The 20,732-nt window shown below is 44.4% G+C and carries 20 protein-coding genes; 13 read left to right on the top strand and 7 right to left on the bottom strand.

The features are described from left to right. The first annotated feature begins 55 nt into the window (after positions 1-55). From gspH to L4D20_RS17255, 7 genes are read left to right on the top strand one after another with little or no spacing between them, the layout of a single operon-like run. Positions 56-646, top strand: coding sequence for a type II secretion system minor pseudopilin GspH (gspH, locus tag L4D20_RS17285; RefSeq protein WP_428802823.1), 591 nt, complete (start codon positions 56-58; stop codon positions 644-646). Next, positions 636-1,037: a type II secretion system minor pseudopilin GspI gene (gene gspI, locus L4D20_RS17280; protein ID WP_428802822.1), complete on the top strand. Its 402-nt coding sequence runs from the start codon at positions 636-638 to the stop codon at positions 1,035-1,037. Before gspH ends, gspI begins: the two co-directional genes overlap by 11 nt. Continuing rightward, the gene (gspJ, locus tag L4D20_RS17275) at positions 1,024-1,818 is read left to right on the top strand and encodes a type II secretion system minor pseudopilin GspJ (RefSeq protein ID WP_428802821.1); all 795 of its coding nucleotides are present in this window, start codon (positions 1,024-1,026) and stop codon (positions 1,816-1,818) included. Before gspI ends, gspJ begins: the two co-directional genes overlap by 14 nt. Next, positions 1,808-2,854, top strand: a complete 1,047-nt coding sequence (gene gspK / locus L4D20_RS17270; protein ID WP_428802891.1) for a type II secretion system minor pseudopilin GspK — start codon at positions 1,808-1,810, stop codon at positions 2,852-2,854. The genes gspJ and gspK overlap by 11 nt, the downstream gene beginning before the upstream one ends. Next, the gene (gene gspL, locus L4D20_RS17265; RefSeq protein WP_428802820.1) at positions 2,823-4,058 is read left to right on the top strand and encodes a type II secretion system protein GspL; all 1,236 of its coding nucleotides are present in this window, start codon (positions 2,823-2,825) and stop codon (positions 4,056-4,058) included. The genes gspK and gspL overlap by 32 nt, the downstream gene beginning before the upstream one ends. Next, positions 4,058-4,555, top strand: a complete 498-nt coding sequence (locus L4D20_RS17260) for a type II secretion system protein M (protein WP_428802819.1) — start codon at positions 4,058-4,060, stop codon at positions 4,553-4,555. Before gspL ends, L4D20_RS17260 begins: the two co-directional genes overlap by 1 nt. Next, positions 4,555-5,340: a type II secretion system protein N gene (locus tag L4D20_RS17255; protein ID WP_428802818.1), complete on the top strand. Its 786-nt coding sequence runs from the start codon at positions 4,555-4,557 to the stop codon at positions 5,338-5,340. Before L4D20_RS17260 ends, L4D20_RS17255 begins: the two co-directional genes overlap by 1 nt. A gap of 112 nt (positions 5,341-5,452) precedes the next feature. Here L4D20_RS17255 and cysQ read toward each other — a convergent pair whose 3' ends face one another. From cysQ to L4D20_RS17235, 4 genes are all read right to left on the bottom strand, one after another. After that, on the bottom strand, positions 5,453-6,301 hold the full coding sequence (cysQ, locus tag L4D20_RS17250) for a 3'(2'),5'-bisphosphate nucleotidase CysQ (protein ID WP_428802817.1): 849 nt from the start codon (positions 6,299-6,301) through the stop codon (positions 5,453-5,455). Positions 6,302-6,326: 25 nt separating this feature from the next. Then, positions 6,327-6,875, bottom strand: coding sequence for an ADP compounds hydrolase NudE (gene nudE / locus L4D20_RS17245; RefSeq protein ID WP_428802816.1), 549 nt, complete (start codon positions 6,873-6,875; stop codon positions 6,327-6,329). Between the two features lie 194 nt (positions 6,876-7,069). Beyond that, the gene (gene nfuA, locus L4D20_RS17240; RefSeq protein WP_428802815.1) at positions 7,070-7,657 is read right to left on the bottom strand and encodes a Fe-S biogenesis protein NfuA; all 588 of its coding nucleotides are present in this window, start codon (positions 7,655-7,657) and stop codon (positions 7,070-7,072) included. 92 nt (positions 7,658-7,749) lie between these two features. Continuing rightward, on the bottom strand, positions 7,750-8,478 hold the full coding sequence (locus tag L4D20_RS17235) for a ComF family protein (protein ID WP_428802814.1): 729 nt from the start codon (positions 8,476-8,478) through the stop codon (positions 7,750-7,752). A 124-nt stretch (positions 8,479-8,602) separates the two neighbouring features. Between L4D20_RS17235 and bioH the strand changes: the two genes are divergently transcribed. Both bioH and L4D20_RS17225 read left to right on the top strand, forming a co-directional pair. Then, complete coding sequence (gene bioH, locus L4D20_RS17230; protein WP_428802890.1) at positions 8,603-9,370, top strand: pimeloyl-ACP methyl ester esterase BioH; 768 nt, start codon at positions 8,603-8,605, stop codon at positions 9,368-9,370. A 134-nt stretch (positions 9,371-9,504) separates the two neighbouring features. Beyond that, the gene (locus tag L4D20_RS17225) at positions 9,505-9,975 is read left to right on the top strand and encodes an ATP-dependent Lon protease (protein WP_428802813.1); all 471 of its coding nucleotides are present in this window, start codon (positions 9,505-9,507) and stop codon (positions 9,973-9,975) included. 156 nt (positions 9,976-10,131) lie between these two features. Here the strand turns inward: L4D20_RS17225 and L4D20_RS17220 are convergent, their stop codons facing one another. After that, the gene (locus L4D20_RS17220) at positions 10,132-12,477 is read right to left on the bottom strand and encodes a Tex family protein (RefSeq protein ID WP_428802812.1); all 2,346 of its coding nucleotides are present in this window, start codon (positions 12,475-12,477) and stop codon (positions 10,132-10,134) included. A 281-nt stretch (positions 12,478-12,758) separates the two neighbouring features. Between L4D20_RS17220 and L4D20_RS17215 the strand changes: the two genes are divergently transcribed. The 4 genes from L4D20_RS17215 (at position 12,759) to envZ (ending at position 17,650) form a co-directional block, all read left to right on the top strand. After that, complete coding sequence (locus L4D20_RS17215) at positions 12,759-14,651, top strand: ATP-dependent zinc protease family protein (protein ID WP_428802811.1); 1,893 nt, start codon at positions 12,759-12,761, stop codon at positions 14,649-14,651. Between the two features lie 141 nt (positions 14,652-14,792). Beyond that, positions 14,793-15,272, top strand: a complete 480-nt coding sequence (greB, locus tag L4D20_RS17210) for a transcription elongation factor GreB (protein WP_428802810.1) — start codon at positions 14,793-14,795, stop codon at positions 15,270-15,272. 262 nt (positions 15,273-15,534) lie between these two features. Beyond that, complete coding sequence (gene ompR, locus L4D20_RS17205) at positions 15,535-16,254, top strand: osmolarity response regulator transcription factor OmpR (protein WP_428802809.1); 720 nt, start codon at positions 15,535-15,537, stop codon at positions 16,252-16,254. Between the two features lie 91 nt (positions 16,255-16,345). Further along, positions 16,346-17,650, top strand: coding sequence for a two-component system sensor histidine kinase EnvZ (envZ, locus tag L4D20_RS17200; protein ID WP_428802808.1), 1,305 nt, complete (start codon positions 16,346-16,348; stop codon positions 17,648-17,650). Positions 17,651-17,756: 106 nt separating this feature from the next. Here the strand turns inward: envZ and recG are convergent, their stop codons facing one another. Beyond that, positions 17,757-19,835, bottom strand: a complete 2,079-nt coding sequence (gene recG, locus L4D20_RS17195; RefSeq protein WP_428802807.1) for an ATP-dependent DNA helicase RecG — start codon at positions 19,833-19,835, stop codon at positions 17,757-17,759. Between the two features lie 171 nt (positions 19,836-20,006). Continuing rightward, positions 20,007-20,693, bottom strand: coding sequence for a tRNA (guanosine(18)-2'-O)-methyltransferase TrmH (gene trmH / locus L4D20_RS17190; protein WP_428802806.1), 687 nt, complete (start codon positions 20,691-20,693; stop codon positions 20,007-20,009). Positions 20,694-20,732 lie beyond the last annotated feature (39 nt).

Genomic DNA, 20,732 nt, shown 5'->3' with positions numbered 1-20,732 from the left:
CTAGGCACTTGCTTAAGCGAGTGAATTAAAATCATACAGTTAGAGTTGTCATAGCATGATGAAATTCAAACAGCAGGGCTTTACCTTACTAGAAATACTGTTAGTTCTAGTGGTGATTTCCGTGGCTGTGGTGACAACACTTTCTGTATTGCCTAATAACAGTGAAGACAAAGCCAAAAGTCAGGCTCAGTCACTGTTCCAACGCCTCCAACTGCTCAATGATGAAGCGATATTGAGCGGTAAAGACTTTGGATTAAGAGTGGACGAAACCCGCTCTCGTTACCTTTGGATGGGGATCGAGAACGGTGAATGGAAAACCATGGGTTTTGACACCATTCCAGAGAAAACCTCTTTAGCTGAAGAGAATATAGCGATTCAAATGACGTTGGGCGGTGATATCTGGAATGATAAAGATCGTTTGTTTAATCCGGGGTCGCTATTTGATGAAGAGATGTTTGCTGATATTGATGCTGACGAGAAACCACTTCCACCACAAATTTTCATCTTCTCAAGTGGCGAGATAACACCTGTTTCGATCGCTATCTACCCTCAAGAACGAGATGCCAAGCTCGATAGCTGGCAAGTTGTTGTCAAAGAGAATGGCCAGATTTTATTATTAGCCCCGGGAGAGCAAGATGAGCTTTAAACATCGTCCGATTCATTGCTCTTCTTCTAAGCGAAGAAAACACTCTGTACGAGGTATGACTCTGCTAGAGGTTCTAATTGCATTAGCCATTTTTGCTACAGCCGCCATTTCTGTCATACGCTCGGTGGGTCAGCACATTAATACCATTACTCATTTAGAAGACAAAACCTTTGCAGCTATGGTAGTAGATAACCAAATGGCAAAAGTGATGCTCAACCCGACAGCGTTAAAGGCGCAGCAAGGGAGCGAAGAGCTAGCGGGCAGAGAGTGGTACTGGAAAGTAACGCCAGTTAAAACCTCTGACGGCTTACTAAAAGCATTTGATGTGAGCTCATCACTTAGTAAACAGGGCGACGCGATTGTCACGGTGAGAAGCTATGTTCCTGAGTAAACTGTTCCCAATTTTGTTGCGAGTAATGAGTAGTGGAAAGCAGCCTCATAAGCAATTGATACATAGCAACCCAAAAGCTCCTAAGGCTCTTAAAGTCGCCAAAGCTCAGCAAGGTTTTACCCTGTTAGAGGTTTTGGTCGCAATGGGCATCTTTGCTGCATTGAGTGTCAGCGCATACCAAGTGGTTGATCAAGTGCGGCTTAGCAACGCCATGTCACTTGAACGTGGTGAGCGACTGAAAGAGTTGCAACGAAGTTTGGTTATTATGGACAGTGATTTTCGTCAGATAGCGACCAGACAATTTCGCACCAATGGTGAACAAGGCGGCGATCAGGAAGGCGTTCAATTACTGCAGTGGCAAGATTACTTGCTAGAGTCAGACAGTAAAGGTGTACTTTTCACGCGCTTAGGTTGGCATAACCCGCAGCAACAGTTCCCACGTGGTGAAATCATCAAAGTGGGCTATCGAATTAAAGAGAAAACCTTAGAGCGAGTATGGTGGCGCTACCCTGATACTCCAATCGGTCAACAAGCGGTGGTTACCCCGCTGCTCACTGACGTAGAAGCGTTCAGCATGCGTTTTTATTATCAAGGCTCTTGGATAGAAGAGTGGAGCGTTGAACAAGAATTACCACAGGCCATCGCACTAGAATTAGAGCTAACCGATTATGGGAAAATTGAGCGAGTCTATTTAGTTGCAAGTGGCTCAATTACTCATGTCGAGGATACACCAAGTAACGATGACGGCTCTAACAGCGGAGGCTCGGATGATGAAACCTAGAGCCAAGTCTAGAGCGAATGGTAAATCTAAAGCTAAACAGCGTGGTGTAGCACTGATTATCGTACTGATGCTACTGGCTGTAATGGTGTCAATTGCCGCTACGATGTCGAGCCGACTGTTTACTCAGTTCAAGCGAGGTAGCAACCAATTAACCTATCAGCAGGCCTATTGGTACAGCATTGGTGTTGAGAGTTTAGCTAAGGTTGGTATTGAGCAGAGCTACCAAGACAGTGATACGATTAATCTCTCTCAGCCTTGGGCACTTGAAGAGCAAACGTACCCGCTGGATTACGGTACGTTAAATGGACGTATGTTTGATAAACAGGCGTGTTTTAATCTCAATGTTTTTTCTCGAGTTAAAAGTGACTCTTCCCAATCGAATAGACCGTATTTAGTTCGATTTTGGCAAGCATTACTCGAAGAGGTTGAAGTCGAAGGCTATCAAGCAGAGGTTATCGCAGATTCAACGTGGGATTACATCAGCCAAGAGCATTCCGTACAGTCATCATCAGGCGCTGGTGATAGTTATTATGAATCGCTCTCTCCAGCCTATATGGCTGCGAACGGACTGATTGCTGACATCAGTGAGTTGCGGTCTGTTCAACAAGTTTCGGGTGATGTGATGCAAAAGATCGCACCGTATATTTGCGCGCTACCAAATGATGATTGGCGTTTAAATATCAACACGATTGATGTTGAACAATCGGCGTTGTTGGTGGCTCTATTCCAACCTCATTTGAGTGAACAAAATGCAAAATCGTTAATTGAATCACGCCCTTTTGATGGGTGGTCATCCATTGATGACTTTATGGCTGAAAGTTCGATTAGCGCGATAGAACAAAGCGTTCGTGATGAAGCAAAAGCGTATCTGAGTGTCGATAGCGCTTATTTTGAATTGGACGCACAAGTATTAGTGAATGACTCTCGAGTAAGAATTCGGAGTCTGTTATTTAGTGATAATAGAGAAACAGCAACGGTGATTCGCCGTCGCTTTGGAGGGATCAGTGAGCGAGTTTCTGACAGTTCGACTGAGTAGTGACAAAAATGCACAGATTCAATGGCTCGTTTGGTCGACAACACAAAACGAAGTCATTGCCAGCGGTGAACTAGCTGATTGGCAAAGCGTATCTGAATTAGCGGATTATGCCGATCAAAGACAAGTAATTGTATTGCTGTCTGGCGAGGATGTCGTACTGGCTGAGGTCGATTTACCTGCGGGTTCTTCTCGTCAATTGGAATCGATGCTGCCTTATTTAATGGAAGACGATATCGCTCAAGATGTCGATGAATTGCACTTTACCATATTATCTAAAAGTACTGCTTTAGGTAAGAGCGCGAAGCGAGCGAGCATTGCAGCCGTCGATAAAAATTGGTTAAGCGATTGTTTAGGTGAGTTAAAAAGCATTGGCATCATCGTTCATAAAGTACTGCCTGACGTATTGGCGCTGCCACATAGTGAACACCTTACGGCTGCCAATATCAACCAGCAATGGCTAGTACGAAAAGGCGATTATTTAGGTCTTTGTATTGAGTCCCAATGGTTTGAGCTTTTACATGCTTCAGATTGGGTAAAAGAAGGGGGTGACTATCTACCCTTGACCGCTTACAGTGCTCTGCCTGAAATTGCGCAAGCCCACGAACAGTCGTGGCAAAGTGTTGACGCGCCTTTGATCATGCAGCTTCTTAGTGAGGGTGCAATTGGCTCTAAAGTGAACCTGCTGACTGGGGAATTCAAACCTAGCTCATCAATGTTGAAGTATTGGTCAATTTGGAAGAAGTCGGCTGTTGCGGCGGCGGTACTTGTCTGCGTGTTTGCGGGTCAGCATTGGTTGAAAATCAATCATGATGAAACACAAGCACAGGCGTATAGAGCCGAAAGTGAGCGTATTTTCCGTGAAGCGCTACCGGGTAAAACTCGTATACCAACTGTGAGTTATTTGAAAAGGCAGATGAATGATGAAGCCAGCCGTTTATCTGGCGGTGGTTCGGGCTACCCGATGCTTGAGTGGATGATAAAAATTCCTGAATCATTGAAGGGAAACAGCTCTATGACGCTATTAAGCATTCGATATGATGGTAATCGAGAAGAGATTCGAATTCAGGCTCAAAGTAAAGACTTCCAAAGCTTCGAGCAAGTTAGAGTCAAGTTTTCTGAAAGTTTCGATGTTGAACAGGGGCAGCTCAGTCGTTCGGGTGAGTGGGTCAATGGCAGCTTTGTATTGAAAAGAAAGGGAGCTTGATGATGGATAAATTAGTCACGTCTTTTAAGCTTTGGTGGCAAAGCATTAGCTTGCGAGAGCAGCGATTAGTGTTGATCTGTTCGGGATTATTGATCGTTGGAATTGGCTACTGGGGCATTCTTGAGCCTTTGAATCAACGCAGTATACAGGCGAATAATCGAATCAACAGTGAAAAACAGCTATTGAATTGGGTACAAAGCAAAGCCGATGAAATTGTTCAGTTGCGAGCGAAAAGTGGGCTAGCGACAACCACTCAGCCGCTTAATCAGGTGATCTCTTCTTCGGCTAACCGTTTTAAGGTTGAACTTATTCGTATTCAACCTCGTGACGATATGTTTCAAGTTTGGGTGCAGCCACTCGAATTTAATCAGTTCTTAGGTTGGATTACTTATCTAAAAGAGCAGCAAGGGGTTGATGTTGAACACCTTGATATCGCTCGTACCGATCAGCCTGGAGTGGTGGATGTGAAGCGCTTACAGTTTAAACGAGGTGGTTAATGAAGCGTATTATCGTTATTGCGTTACTTATCGTACTTACCTTAATCGTCAGTCTTGTGGCACATATGCCAGCAAGGTTTGCATTGCAGTATATTCCTATGCCTCGTGCATTGGTGATTCAGAGTGTTCAGGGAAGTGTTTGGCAAGGCAGCGTACAACAAGTTAGTTGGCAAGGTACGTCATTGGGTCAGGTTCATTGGAACATTAATCCTAGTCAGTTATTACTAGGCAAGGCTCAAGCTGAAGTCCTATTTGGTCAAGGCAGCGCGATGGGATTAAGAGGGCGTGGCGTCATTGGCTACAGCTTCTCTGGTGCCTATGCAAAAGAGACGATTGCATCACTACCCGCTCAGTTTGCTGTGGAGCAACTGAACCTGCCATTGCCACTTGATCTAGAAGGGCAACTAGAGGTTTCTATAACGGAACTCGCTATCACTGATCTTGATAAATCGATGCCATATTGCCAACAGGGCTTAGGATCGATGGTTTGGAGTGGTAATAAAGCGTTTACGCCAATTGCTGAATTAGATTTGGGTCCAGTCGTCGTGAACCTAAGTTGCCAAGATAATGTGATTTCACTTAATGGCGAGCAGGGCAGTGAGCAAGTCACAGCTGAGTTTGAGGCCAAACTAGAAGTGAGTGCTAACGGTCAACATCAGTATCAAGCCAGTGGTTGGTTTAAGCCGGAAGCGGCATTCCCGGCTAACTTATCCAGTCAATTAAAGTGGCTTGGCAATCCTAATAATCAAGGGCGTTACCCACTTGATTTTAAAGGAACGCTTTAGAGCTGGTTAGTTGAAAGCTAAATCATTAATGGCTGTAAATTACAGCCATTAAATAGAAAAGCGAGCTCTTAGGGGCTCGCATTTTTTAAATGCTTATGTCATTCGGTGGGTTTTAATCCTTTACCGTTAAAATTTCATCCCATGGTAAACCTTCATCGCCAAGTACAATGAAATTAGGGTTCTCTAGCGTTTCACGTTCGTTGTAGGAGAGTGGCGTAAGTTTGGTGCTCAGTATTCTTCCGCCTGCTTCTTCTACGATACATTGGGTCGCAGCGGTATCCCATTCCCCGGTAGGACCAATTCTTAAATAGCAATCCACACTGCCTTCTGCAACGATACAGGCTTTTAGCGCAGCAGAACCCAGTGGCACTAAGTCATAGTCCCAAGCGCTGCTCATTCGGCCGGTAATGCCATTAATATCTTGTCGGCGACTAATCGCGATGCCAATAGATTGCTTTTGGCCCTGTTCATGTTTGTGCGACTTTATACTCACCGCATTATCAACATTTGGCGCTTCGTCTGTATTAGGAATCTTCCACGCTCCTTTACCTGAGTATGCGTAGTAAGTGACACCTGAAACCGGTGCGTACACAACGCCCATGATCGGTTTATTGTTGTCGATAAGGGCAATGATCGTGGCGAAATCACCGCTTCGAGCAATGAACTCTTGTGTGCCATCCAGTGGGTCCACTAACCAGTAACGGTCCCATTGTTTACGTTGTTCTAAGCTAATATCAGCCGCCTCTTCAGAGAGCACGGGAATATCAGGAGTTAGCTCAGACATCTGTTTAAGGATGAGTTTATGTGCAGCGATGTCGGCACTCGTGACCGGTGTTTCATCACTTTTTACATACGATTCATACTGTTTAGTTTGGTAAATATCGAGGATAAGTTGACCGGCAGAGCGAGCCACCTCAATTACGGAAGGCAATAGATGAGATAAGTCTTTATCAGTAGACATAATAATTCCTAAGACTCTGTTGTTATTATTTTTTTAAATGCTTCAGAGCGAGTAGTAAGGCGGTAATGCTTCGTGCTTCACAAAAATCTAAATGAGTTACTAGCTCTTCAGCTTGAGCTAATGGCCAACGCACCACATCCAACGGTTCAGGTTCATCACCCTCTAGCTTCTCAGAGTATAGGTCCTGTGCGATGAATAGGGTCATTTGGCTGGAAAAATAAGAAGGAGCTAAGACCACGCGCTTGAGTGGTGTGAGTGAGTTGGCGCCAAAGCCAATCTCTTCTTTAAGCTCTCGGTTAGCGGCTTCATCTGCCGATTCACCATGATCAATTAGGCCCTTAGGGAACCCAAGCTCATAACGCTCTGTACCGGCTGCGTATTCTCGCACCAACAGCAGATCACCTTGTTCAGTGATAGGCACCATCATTACAGCATGACGACCACTTGGCTTCATTCGCTCATAGGTACGCAACACACCATTACTAAAACGCAGGTCGAGAGATTCGATAGTAAACAGTTTTGATTGAGCAACCGAACGTATAGCGAGAATGGTTGGTGGACTCAGTGTTGTCATAATATTCGCTCCGATAGGTTGAGTCTTAAGCGCAATAGGTATGTTCTGTTGTTAACATAACAAAGAAAGCAGTTCCTAATATATGAAATAACTCACTAAGATGAAAAGGGATCCTTTGGAGGTAAGTCAAATTATTGGATTTAATACAAAAAAGCCGACGTAATCACATCGGCTTAATTTAAAATCTTTCACTCTTAGTAGTAAGAATGCTCGCCGCGGTCATGCTCAGTCGCATCACGTACAGCCGTTAGCTCACCTTCAAATTGTTGAAGTAGCTCTTTCTCGATGCCTTCTTTTAGAGTGACATCAACCATTGAACAACCATTACAACCGCCACCAAAGGCAACAATTGCAATGCCATCGTCAGTGATTTCAACCAAACTAACGTGACCACCGTGACCTGCAAGTTGAGGGTTCACTTGAGTTTGAATCGCGTATTCAACACGTTCAATCAGTGAAGCATCGTCTGATACTTTACGCATTTTAGCGTTGGGTGCTTTTAACGTTAGCTGAGACCCCATTTTGTCTGTAACAAAATCGACTTCTGCATCTTCTAGAAATGGAAGACTAAGTTCATCAACAAAAGCGGAGAACAGTTCAAATTTTAACTCGGTATCCGTTGCTTCAACCGCTTCTGGTGGGCAGTAAGAAACGCCACATTCAGCATTTTGTGTACCAGGGTTAACAACAAATACGCGAATATTAGTACCTTCGGGTTGTTGGCCAAGTAAGCCTCCGAAGTGAGTTTGCGCTGTTTCTGTAATAGTAATAGTGTTTGACACGACGAATACCTGAGTAATTTTGTAAGCTATTATTACGCCATTCTACTCCTGATAAATCTAATTTCTAGACCTAAAAACGAAATCTATAGTCTTTATATCGAGCTATCCAATTCAGGAGTGCGGCAGATACAATAAATATCAATGGTTTCGACGCCAGCATCAAGCAGTAATTTACATAAATGATGGGTTGTACTGCCTGTCGTGACCACATCGTCAAAAATCGCGATATGTTTTTGCTTAGGATTATAGTTGAGACGAAACGCCTGTTGCAGGTTTTGCTGTCTTTGATGTTTGTTTAGCCCCTTTTGCTGAGGCGTATGTTTGATGCGAGAAAACAGATCGGTTGATGTTGGGATGCTCATGATTTTTGCTAACTGTTTGGCAAGTAACTCACTTTGATTGAAGCCTCGCAGTAAGTAGCGTTGCCAGTGTAAAGGTACACAGGTAATCAGCTCTGGCTTGGAGTCAATGTGCAGGCTAAGCAGAGCCGAAAGAGGTTTGGCGTGCCAGAATTGTTGCTGATATTTAAAGCGATGAATGTATCCCGACAGCGGAGCAGTATAGTCACCGACACAGTAGAGCTGAGACCAAAGTGGTGGGTTGATCAGGCATTGCCCACATTGGGGTGTCGTTGTAATCGTGGTGAGACCACAACGTAAGCAGCGTGGTGTTGGTGCAAACAGTTCAAGACAACTGTGACACCAGATAGAGTTAGGCAAGTGTGCTAAAGCGCGATGTCTTGGTTCAATGGGTAATCGACATAAATCGCAATAGCAGCCGACATGCTGATGCATGGTTTTTTGTAGCCAATCAGATAACATGAGAAAAAGTATTTTGATAAACCTACCCTCATATTGAATTGAACCAGAGTCGATATAAGGCTGTTTTTAGTAGGGGATATTGTGACGTTGAATAGAGACTGTAATCATGAAGAGAGAAAGCGCCATGGATAACGCGTTGCATTGGCAAGTGAGTGGGCAAGGTGAGGATTTGGTTTTGCTGCATGGCTGGGGAATGAACGGTGCAGTATGGGATCAAACGGTTGAGGTACTCAATCAGCATTATCGAGTACACGTTGTCGATTTACCGGGTTATGGTCACAGCGCTCATTTACATGCAGCCAGTTTAGAAGAGATCGCTCAATGTTTACTGCCTCACGCGCCTGAACAGGCAATTTGGCTTGGTTGGTCATTGGGTGGTTTAGTGGCGACCCACATGGCGCTGAATCACAGTGAGAGAGTCAGTAAGCTTATTACGGTGGCGAGCTCACCTAAATTTGCAGCCGCGCGGCCTTGGCGAGGTATTCAACCAAAGGTGCTTGATGCGTTTACCGAGCAGTTAGTCGATGATTTTCAAACCACCATTGAACGTTTTATGGCATTGCAAGCGATGGGTAGCCCGTCAGCAAGGCAAGATGTAAAGCAGCTAAAAAAAGCAGTACTGTCGCGTCCTACCCCTAATCCACAATCACTTCTGGCGGGCTTAGAAATGTTGGCGAATGTTGATTTACGCCCTCAATTAGAAACGCTCTCTGTGCCTATGTTAAGGCTTTATGGACGATTAGATGGCCTGGTTCCCGTTAAGGTTGCCACAGATATAGAAGCTCACCTTCCCATGACTGAACAGTATGTTTTTAGCCAGTCATCGCATGCTCCTTTCATGACGGAGCTGGATTCCTTCTGTCATCAAATTGTCGCTTTTGGGGAGAAATAATTGTCGCTTTTGAAGAAAAGTGACAATAATTGCTAAATTTTTAACCACTCTAGCCGATAAATTAATTAACCCAATATAGCTGATAATACGAAAAAGCATTATCGGGTTGGGCGATGCCAAGGAGGAATTTGGCTATGATCGTGTCACCGACTAACGTTAGTGTGCCACTTATCGCCCCATCGGTTAATGTGCAAACGGAGCAGGCCGCGAGAGACAATAAAATTCGCGAACCTGTCGTACCAACCGCAGAGTTAGTAAAGTCGAATGCAGAGCGTAAGTTAAAAGCGGACGATAAACGGCGAAGGCGATCCTCATGGGATCCGTCAGAGCATCCAAGTTACGATACGGAAGCTGATGGCGAAGTTACTGAGCCGCAAAGTGAAGAACCAAAAAGTGTGTTAGAGCGGCTTTTTAGTTTATTAGCTTTAAATACTTACAGTAAAAAGCAAGGCAAAGGCTATGCAATGCGATTTAGGTTACCTAAGCACATTGTTGATGCAGCGATAACTGAGGGACAGATGGCAAAACGGCGAACAGTAATAAAATATCATTACGGTCACGCAGTTGCCCCTAACGTACCGTCTGAGGTTATAGCGGTGTTGTAGACATGAGTATGAATGCTTACTTATTTATATAGATAACTATATAGCTAGATAAGTAATTTAGGTTACAAGTGCTCAAGTGTTTATCGCTATCTATAAAAATACCCACTTTCTAGTGGGTATTTTTTTATCTATTTTTTGCTGCTCTTAAAACAGAGACTATTTTTTTGCTTTAGCAAAGGCTGCAGCAAACGCACCACCCATCGCGCCACCTGCCGCATCATTTTGCTGACGAGAGCCTTGATTCTGAGAACGGCTTTGATTCGATCTTGGTGAACTATTTTGCTTCTGAGAACCAGAATTAGAACGTTGCGGTCGATTATCTTGTCCTGGCTCGTCGTTCAAACGCATCGTAAGGGCAATACGTTTACGTTGGGCATCGACCTCCATCACTTTAACTTTCACAATGTCACCCGCTTTGACCACTTCACGAGGATCAGCGACAAATCGGTCGGTCAGAGCAGAGATATGCACTAAGCCATCTTGATGAACACCAATGTCAACAAACGCACCGAAATTAGCTACGTTCGACACCACGCCTTCTAAGACCATACCTACTTCTAGGTCTGAAACCTTAGTGACACCTTCAGCAAAGCTCGCGGTTTTAAATTCAGGGCGAGGATCTCGACCCGGTTTATCGAGCTCTTTGATAATGTCCGTTACGGTTGGAACCCCAAAACTGTCATTGGTGTAATCGACGGCCTTTAGGTTACGCAAGAACTCACTGTTACCCACCAAGGCTTTCACCGCGGTGCTGTTTTTATCTGAAATCGCTTTGACCACTGGGTAGGCTTCTGGGTGAACCGCTGAGGCATCCAGTGGGTTTTTTCCATCCATGATACGAAGGAATCCTGCACACTGTTCAAACGCTTTAGGCCCAAGGCGAGCGACTTTTTTCAATGTGGTACGCGCTTCAAAGCGGCCATTAGTATCGCGATAATCAACGATATTTTGCGCCATTGTGGCACTTAACCCTGCAACACGATTAAGTAGTGCCGCAGACGCAGTATTCACATCTACACCGACCGCGTTTACACAATCCTCGACGACTGCGTCAAGACGTTTTGCAAGCATAGATTGACCCACATCGTGTTGGTATTGGCCCACACCAATAGACTTAGGATCAATTTTCACAAGCTCGGCGAGTGGATCTTGTAGGCGACGGGCAATAGACACCGCACCACGCAGTGATACATCCATATTCGGGAATTCGTTCGCCGCTAATTCTGAAGCGGAATACACAGATGCTCCTGCTTCGCTGACGGTGATCTTTTGTACTTTTAAATTGCCGCGTTTAATTACATCAGCCACAAACGTATCGGTTTCACGTGAAGCAGTACCATTACCGATGGCAATTAGGTCAACGTTGTATTTTTTGACCAGCTTCTCAACAGTATGTGCCGATTGGTCATACTGCTTTTGTGGCGGGTGAGGGTAGATCGTATCGGTAGCTAGAACTTTACCTGTCGCATCAACAATCGCGATTTTAGAACCAGTACGTAAACCCGGATCTAAGCCTAGTGTTGCTTTCGGGCCAGCAGGTGCTGCCATCAACAGATCTTTTAAGTTGGTGGCAAACACTTCAATCGCTTCCACTTCAGAGCGCTCTTTCAATGCGCCCATCAACTCTGTTTCCATGTGCATCGATACTTTGATGCGCCATGCCCAGCTAATTACCTGTTTACGCCAAGCATCAGCAGGAGCACTGTTAAGGTTAATACCATAGTGGTCGGTAATAATGGTTTCACAATACGATTGGCGAACGCTTGCTTCTTGAGCCGGATCTGCATTCATAGCGATGGACAGAAAGCCTTCATTACGGCCACGAAGCATGGCTAACGCACGGTGGGAAGGGACTTTACTGATCAGCTCATTGTGCTCAAAGTAATCTTTAAATTTCTCGCCTTGCTGTTCTTTACCTTCAACCACTCGTGAACTGAGTTCGGCATTGCGCGATAAGTAATGGCGCACTTTTTCTAATAGGTTGGCATCTTCAGCAATACGCTCCATGACGATAGCGCGAGCACCATCAAGCGCTGCTTTAGTGTCTTTGATGCCATTATCATCTTTAATGTATTTGGCCGCTTCAGACTCTGGTTCTGTTTGAGGGTTTGACCATAAGGTATCAGCAAGTGGCTCTAGCCCGGCTTCAATCGCGATTTGCCCTTTAGTACGACGTTTTTGTTTGTACGGTAGGTAGAGATCTTCCAAACGCGTTTTGCTTTCAGCTTGATTCAGCTCTTTTTCTAGTTCAGGAGTCAGCTTTTCTTGTTCGCGAATTGATTTTAATATCGTCTCACGTCTATCACCTAGCTCTCTCAAATATGAAAGGCGACTGTCTAAATTACGTAGCTGAGTATCATCAAGCCCACCAGTGACTTCTTTTCGGTAACGAGCAATAAAGGGTACGGTATTACCATCATCAATAAGGGTGACAGCGGCAGTAACTTGCTCTGGGCGAACATTCAGTTCACGGGCAATAGCATTGCAGATAGCTTGGCTCATCTGAGAATTCTCTTTTGTTCTAATATTGACTAATGTACATGTATTGAAACGACACCTGGACATTAGCACCTTTGATTTATCTTAATATTGGGGTAACCAGTGGATTTTCCAATATTTTTGCAAGTCAGCTGTCAAATTTCCAAGTCGATCAGAGATTTTTGGTCGATTTTGGTTAAAGTTATGTAAAAAAATAAAGTAACTCGAACTTATCCGCTTTCCAGAGCTCAAATTTCTCAAGGAAGAGAAGTAACGACTTTTCTCTCAGAATTACGGAATCAATAATGAAAAAAATGTCTTTAGTAATTGCGATGCTTAGTACGACTCTTTTTTCTGGTGCTTCTTTGGCATTGGACTCGAAATACACCACGCAACATCCCATTTATCAGCTTGATAAAAAGGTCGTACTTGGGCGTGTTGAAAGTGTCTACCTTGATACCGTGGATGATATTTCAGGTATCCCTTTTGCGGGGAAAATTGACACCGGTGCAGATACCACGTCAATGCATGCTGAAGATATTCATATCACCAGTGGAAACCCTAAGTATAAAGGCTTAAAAGATAAAGAATTAATGAAGACCATTGTCGATGAGTACGGTGGTCCAAAAAGTAACTGGTGGCTAGAGAGCTTTGATACACCTGAACGTAATATTCAAGGTGTGGTGAGCTTTACTATTCGTCATCCTTATACCGGTGAAAAAATTGCTATAGAACGTCCACTTGCGCGCACCAGTGTGATTAAAAGTCGCACCAGTGAAGAGCCGCTGTATCGCCCTGTGATTGATATTCCGTTGACCATTGCGGGCACCACTGTGATGACAGATGTGAACTTAACGGATCGCAGCCAGTTCTCTGCACCTATCTTAATTGGCAAAACTTTTTTGACGGATAACGCTTGGGTTTTTGCTGGCTATGATTACCTTCAAGAGCAAGAGAGTGCTCAAGTTGTGGGTAAAAAAGAGCAGGTTAATGTAGATGGTATTGAGTTAAACGTGAGTTTCTCTCTGAGAAATGATTACAGTATGCTGCATGCACTTAATATTGATGTGGATAAGAAAGCGAATTTAGTCAGCTTTGACATGGTTGGCAAAGATGGTAAGAAGAAAGCGATGTCATTGCCAATGGTTCGCATGCTCAAAGTCGGTGGTGATAAACGCCCATTGGTTTATATTCCTGTTGAAGTGAGCAAAGGCAATATTCAGCACTGGATGGTCTATTTACGCGATCGTTCAGGCAGCAAGTCTCAGTTGCGAGTGGGCACTAGTACTATTAATCAAAACTTCATGATCGATAGCAGCGCGTCTAATGTGCTTGATAAAGCGCCTATTGCGTTTAGCCACATCGTTAAGAATAAAAAACCCCTGATTATCTCCCCACTTGAACAGATAGAACTTGATGGTTTGAGCTTAAAAGCAAAACCTTCTTTATCGGTCAAAACACCGTTATTGAAAGTAACCAGTTTCGAAGTGTTTGAAAAAGAGGGTAAAGACCAAGTTGAGTTTTATGTAGAAGATCGACAAGGCAATGAGAAAAAACTCAGTAAAGAGGTAGTCAAAAACATTCGAGTTGGCGATACCGTTCGCCCTGTGGTTGAAGGTAGCTATACGCGAAATGGTCAAGCGACCGAGCTTCAATACGCATTAGAAGTGTTGGATGAAGATGAGAAAAAACCGTACTTCATCCTTGGTCAGAAGATGAGTAAAGATGGGGTGTACATAAACCCTCGCTCCGAGTACTTACTGCAATCCTACCCACTATTTAAAGCGGGCCATATAGAAATGGCAAAAGTGGAAGGTTTAGAGTTCCCTGTAAAACTGGATACAGGGGCCGATGTGAGTTCAATCAACGCGCATGATATTAAGCTGTTCAAGAAAGATGGCAAAGATATGGTGAGCTTTATCTATGAAAACCGTCAAGGGGATAAACACGCATTCACCAAGCCAGTTGTGGACATAATGCGTATTCGCGCTAAGAAAGGGGAAGAGGCCAATGTACGCCCTGTGGTTGAGATGATGGTGAAGCTGGGCGATCTGGAGAAGATTGTGCATGTGAACCTGCAAGACCGTGAGCGCTTCCGCTACAGCATGATCTTGGGTAAGAACTTTTTAAAATACGGTGCAGTGGTCAGTAGCGATGAGAACTTCATCTTAGGCGGCGATCCGGCTGATAAAAAATAACGCTCGATAGATTGACCTGATCCCTGATTTGCAGCCCAAATCAGGGATTTTATTTTTGTAGGTCGCAAATCGATAGAGATGTTGTACATTAGCCACAGTTGATTAGTGTTAAGTCAGTAACCCTAAAAGAGGTATCAAAAAGTGAAAACCAAACTCATTACCCGAGAAGGTTACAATAAGCTCAAACAAGAACATGATCATTTGTGGCATGAAAAGAGACCTGAAATCACTAAGATAGTTACCTGGGCGGCAGGCCTTGGCGATCGCTCTGAAAATGCAGATTACACCTTCAACAAGCGATTACTTCGGCAAATAGACCGCCGTGTTCGATTTCTTAGAAAATTCTTACCGGATGTCACGATCGTCGATTATTCACCACAGCAAGAAGGCAAAGTATTCTTCGGTGCATGGGTTGAGATTGAAAATGAAGAAGGTGAAGTGAAGAGGTTTCGTATTGTTGGTCCTGAAGAGATCTATGGCGATGCTAAAGGCTATATCTCGATTGACTCCCCTATGGCGAGAGCACTACTTAAAAAAGAAGTAGACGATGAGTTTGTGGTTAAAACACCAGAAGGTGAAAAAGAGTGGTTCATTAATTCGATTGAATACGATAAGCGTTGAGTCACGAGTATAAAATCATCCAGAGCAAGGTTATATCATTCAAAAAATTTGTGACCGGAATAATGAAACCAGTTCATAGTCTGTGCGAGTAATTAGGTTTGTTTTCATATATTTGACGTATGATTATTGAAAGTGCTTAATACAGTAAGTAGAAAAGTAATAAACGTTAACAATTCTTTGCGCCACATTGTGCTTAACAATGTTACATTTCCAACTGCGACTCTGTTTTGAGTGCAAGCTTATTAATAGGTGGAATCATTACATGCAAGAAAACTTTAAAATTTTAGTGGTAGATGACGATGCACGATTACGCGCATTGCTAGAGCGATACTTATCAGAGCAGGGATTCCAAGTACGCAGTGTTGCCAATAGTGAGCAGATGGACCGCCTATTAACACGCGAAAACTTTCACCTTATGGTGTTAGATTTAATGCTTCCAGGAGAAGATGGCCTGTCGATTTGTCGTCGCCTGAGAAACTCAAATAACCTGCTACCGATTTTGATGCTGACAGCAAAAGGCGATGAGATTGATCGTATTGTGGGCCTTGAAGTGGGTGCAGATGACTATTTACCAAAACCATTTAATCCGCGTGAGTTGCTCGCACGTATTAAAGCGGTACTTCGTCGTCAAACGATTGAAGCACCGGGTGCGCCAAGCTCTGAAGAAGCTCAGGTTGAATTTGGTGAGTTCCGACTCAATCTAGGTACACGTGAAATGTTCCGTGGTGAAGAGCCAATGCCTCTTACCTCAGGTGAATTTGCAGTACTGAAAGCGCTAGTGACTAACGCTCGTGAGCCTATGTCTCGTGACAAACTGATGAACATGGCACGTGGTCGTGAGTATTCAGCAATGGAGCGCTCGATTGACGTACAAATTTCTCGCTTGCGCCGCATGCTAGAAGTTGACCCAAGTAAGCCTCGCTATATTCAAACAGTATGGGGTCTGGGCTACGTATTCGTACCAGACGGTAAAGAAGTTTAATCTCTCTTCACACCTTATTTGTATGCCCAAACGGTTAGTTTTCTACTGGCCATTTGGGCAAATTGCTAAGGATTAGCAAAGGTTTCCTGTTATGCGCATTCGCAGCTCGTTCACTCAAACCATCCTCCTTTTTCTTACCCTGCTTATCGCAAGCCAAGTCTATTCGTATTATGCGGTGTTTAATTACGCCTTAATGCCGAGTTTGCAGCAGTTCAATAAGATCATTGGTCATGAAATTCGTTTGATGTTGGATGAGTCCAATGGTGGTCTTGAAGATCTTGAGATGGATGCGCCACTGCGCAGGCGAGTCTTAGAGCAGCTTGGGGTGACCATTCATGCCAAAGATAGCCCAATTGCGAGCAAGTTTGACAAAGCGATGAGTATTGATTTGATGAGTGAAGATATGACTCACGAATTAAATATCAATACAGAAGTAAGAATGATCCTTGGCAGTGATAGCTATATTTTATGGTTAAGAATTGATTCACTACCGAACTCTCTCATTCGTATTCCTCTTTCCGAACTGCAAGAGAATGACTTTAAGCCGCTGTTTTATAACAGCCTAATCGTTGCGCTATTGGTTATAGCGGGTGGCTGGCTGTTTATCCGTTTGCAAAATCGTCCCTTAATTGCACTTGAGAAAGCGGCTAAGGGTGTCGGACGTGGGGAAATACCACCTCCGTTGCCAGAAAAAGGGCCATCGGAGATTCGCTCAGTAACCAGTGCCTTTAACCAGATGTCGAAAGGTATCCAAGCGTTAGAGGAAGATCGAGCACTACTGATGGCGGGTATCAGTCATGATTTGCGGACGCCTTTGACTCGTATTCGTCTAGCCACTGAGATGATGTCGGCAGAAGACAGTTACCTTGCGGAAGGTATCATCAGTGATACAGAAGAGTGTAATGAGATCATCAGTCAGTTTATGGATTACCTTAAGCCGGTAAATCGAGAGACCTTTACGCCAGTCTATCTGAATGATATATCCAATGAGATTGTTTTGGCTGAAATGAATGCCGATGTTGAAATTGAAACCGTCTTTGAGCAAAACGAAAAGCCAGCGATTGGTAATTCAATTGCGATTAAACGGGCGATCACTAACTTAGTAGTAAACGCGGTGCGCTACGGTAACGGTTGGATACGAATTAGTACTGGAGTGACTGCTGACAAAAAGCTAGTGTGGGTCTGCATTGAGGATAATGGTGTCGGCATTGCTCCTGATCAGGTTAGTAAGCTGTTTGAACCCTTTACTCGCGGAGATACCGCGAGAGGTAGTGAGGGCACGGGACTTGGCTTGGCAATTGTAAAACGTATTGTTAGCCAGCATCGTGGAACGGTTGTGGTCAATAATCGCAGCAGTGGCGGATTAAAAGCCCAGCTGAGTTTCCCTACTAAATAGCTAATTTAGATCGTAGCGATTTGCCTCAAAAAGAATGACGTAGAGTAAATGAGGCTGGTGTAGTGCCAGCCTTGTTTTTTCTGCTAATTTATTTCAGACAGTATCTCTATGCTTTCGCGTAGAAGTCCCTCTCTCCAAGCCAGCGTTCGATGATGGCAGCCGCATTGACAGGGTGTTGGTCGTGAACATGACGCGCCATGCGTTGAATGTCTGGGATCAGGTGCTGATCTCGAACTAAATCTGCTATTTTAAAGTCAGCCAAGCCAGTCTGCTTAGTCCCTAGCAATTCACCGGGGCCACGGATCTCTAAATCGCGCTGAGCAATCACAAATCCATCGTTACTTTCACGTAGAACCCCTAAACGCTTTTGTGCGGTTTTCGACAGCGGTGCGTGGTAAAGCAATACACAATGGCTAGCCACTTTACCTCGGCCAACACGACCTCGAAGCTGATGAAGCTGAGCAAGCCCAAGCCTTTCAGGGTTTTCGATGATCATTAAGCTGGCATTAGGCACATCCACGCCCACTTCAATGACGGTCGTCGCCACTAATAGGTGCAGTTTGTTCTCTTTAAATTCTTGCATCACTGCTTGTTTCTCTGCCGCTTTCATTCGACCGTGAACCAAGCCAATCTTCACATCGGGTAGCCTTCGTTGCAGCTCTTCAGCGGTATCTTCCGCAGCCTGTGCTTCAAGAACTTCTGATTCATCAATTAAAGTACATACCCAATACGCTTGCTTACCTTCGTTTAAACAAGCGTTTTTCACGCGCTCTACGATGTCATCTCGTTTGGTGTCAGGAATCGCCACAGTTTGAATCGGCGTTCTTCCCGGTGGTAGCTCGTCGATAACGGACGTTTCTAAATCCGCATAGGCGGTCATCGCCAGAGTTCTAGGAATGGGTGTGGCGGTCATGATCAGCTGGTGTGGGTACGAGCCTTGTTTTGCCCCTTTCTCGCGAAGTTCTAACCTTTGGTGGACGCCAAATCGATGTTGTTCATCAATGATCACTAAAGTGAGGTTATGAAATTCGACGTGTTGCTGAAATAGTGCATGTGTCCCAACCACCATTTGTGCTTCACCAGAGGCGATACGTGCTAATTCTGTTTGTTTAGCCTTACCTGTTAATTTCCCTGCAAGCCAGCCAACTTGAATGCCCATGCTTTCAAACCAAGTAGCAAAGTTAATGGCGTGTTGCTCTGCCAATAGTTCGGTGGGCGCCATGAGCGCGACCTGATAACCGTGTTCAATCGCCTGAACCGCTGCCAGTGCGGCAACAAGTGTTTTTCCCGAACCCACATCGCCTTGTACTAAACGCATCATTGGGTGCGCAATAGTAAGGTCATGCTCTATTTCTTGAACCACTCTTGCTTGTGCGTTGGTTGGAGTAAACGGCAGTTGTTCTAGAAGCTGCTGTTTTAAACGATGAACCGTAGGCAGTGGAATCGCGTTATCTTGTTGCCCTTTGCTACGAACGGCGAGCATCGATAGATTCTGAGCCAATAACTCTTCAATAATTAATCTAAGTTGTGCGGGGTGCTTGCCCTCATCAAACAGTTCTAAATTGATGCTTGGAGGTGGACGGTGAATCGTGTGTAATGCCTCAGCCAACGTTTGTTGATGATTGTATAGCCCGGCAGGAAGTAGCTCTTGTACTGCAGCTTTATCCAGTAAAGCTAGGGCTTGGTCTGTAATGTTTCTCAGCGTTAATTGCCTAAGACCATCTGTTGTTGGATAAACAGGCGTTAATGTTGGCTCTGCGTCTGGTGCTTGCTCGGGTGATGAAAAATTGTAGTCTGGATGAATGATCTCAAGTCCCATTCCACCACGCTTAATCTCGCCATAAGCGTGGACCCATTTTCCTTCTGAGAAATTATTTTTGATGCCAGCGGTAAAGTTGAAAAAGCGCAATGTAATTGTGCCATTTCCATCGCTGATTTTAACCGCTAGCATTTTGCGTTTACCAAAAATGGTATCAACGCTCATCACCTTGCCTTGTACTGCTCCCCAAAGACCTGCATGAAGCTTGGCTATTGGGTAAACACGAGTACGATCTTCGTAGCGATAGGGCAGATGAAACAGTAGGTCTTGAACTGAATGCAGGCCAACCTTAGCGAGTTTTTCCGCAACTTTTGCGCCTACGCCAGAGAGCGAGGTGAGAGAAATGGCAGAAAGAAGTTGGGACATAAATAAGCTCGCATGTCAGCAGCAGGTTGATGAGGGTAGTTAACCATTGGGCTGTGTTTTTGTACAGGAAAAATTAGCGGTACAGAAGCTCGCCAGAATAAGCGTCACTTAATCTGGCGAGTGCTTTGATAGATTGAATATTAATAAAACCACGTTTACCAAGAGTTGTAGCTATTTGCTTTGCATCTCTTTCCACCACGCTTCATCAGCAACGATTTGGCCTTCATCATCTAGAGGTGGATAAGGAAGCTTCTTACGTTTGGCTACTTTAGCCAGCACCGGATGACCACGTTCAAACAGAGTTCGATGAATAGACTCTTTAGGAATAGAGCTCTCTTCACGGTCATACATCCCCGCTTGTTGACGTTGACGTTGGGCTTCATACATTACAATCGCACTTGCCACTGAGACATTAAGAGATTGAACCATGCCCATCATTGGAATAATGATGTCTTGATCAGCAAGCTCTAGCGCCTTTTTCGAAGCGCCGACTTTTTCATTGCCGAGAATAATGGCAGTTGGTTTGGTGTAATCAATGTCACGAAAGTCTACCGCGGTATCAGAAAGGTTAGTGACCAGTACCTGCATGCCTTGGGCTTTAAATTCGGCAACTGCATCAACAATGTCATTATGCGTGTCCACTTCCACCCAGTTTCTTGCACCTGCTGAGGTGTGACTAAGGGTTTTCATTTGGGCACTCGGCCAAATTGCATGGATTTTATGAATGCCTGTGGCATCAGCGGTGCGGATAATCGCTGATACGTTGTTAGGTTTGTGGACCTCTTCTAAACAGAGAGTCAGGTCTGTTTGGCGCGCTGTCAGCACCTCTTGAATACGCTGGTATCTTTCTAAATTCATGATGTGTTCGTTTATTTAAGATAAATATTGTTAAAGCCA

It is taken from the genome of Vibrio kyushuensis (genome assembly GCF_050337325.1).
Classification (GTDB): domain Bacteria; phylum Pseudomonadota; class Gammaproteobacteria; order Enterobacterales; family Vibrionaceae; genus Vibrio; species Vibrio kyushuensis.
Note: the sequence above shows the minus strand (reverse complement) of the source record. Positions and strands in the feature narration are given on the sequence as shown.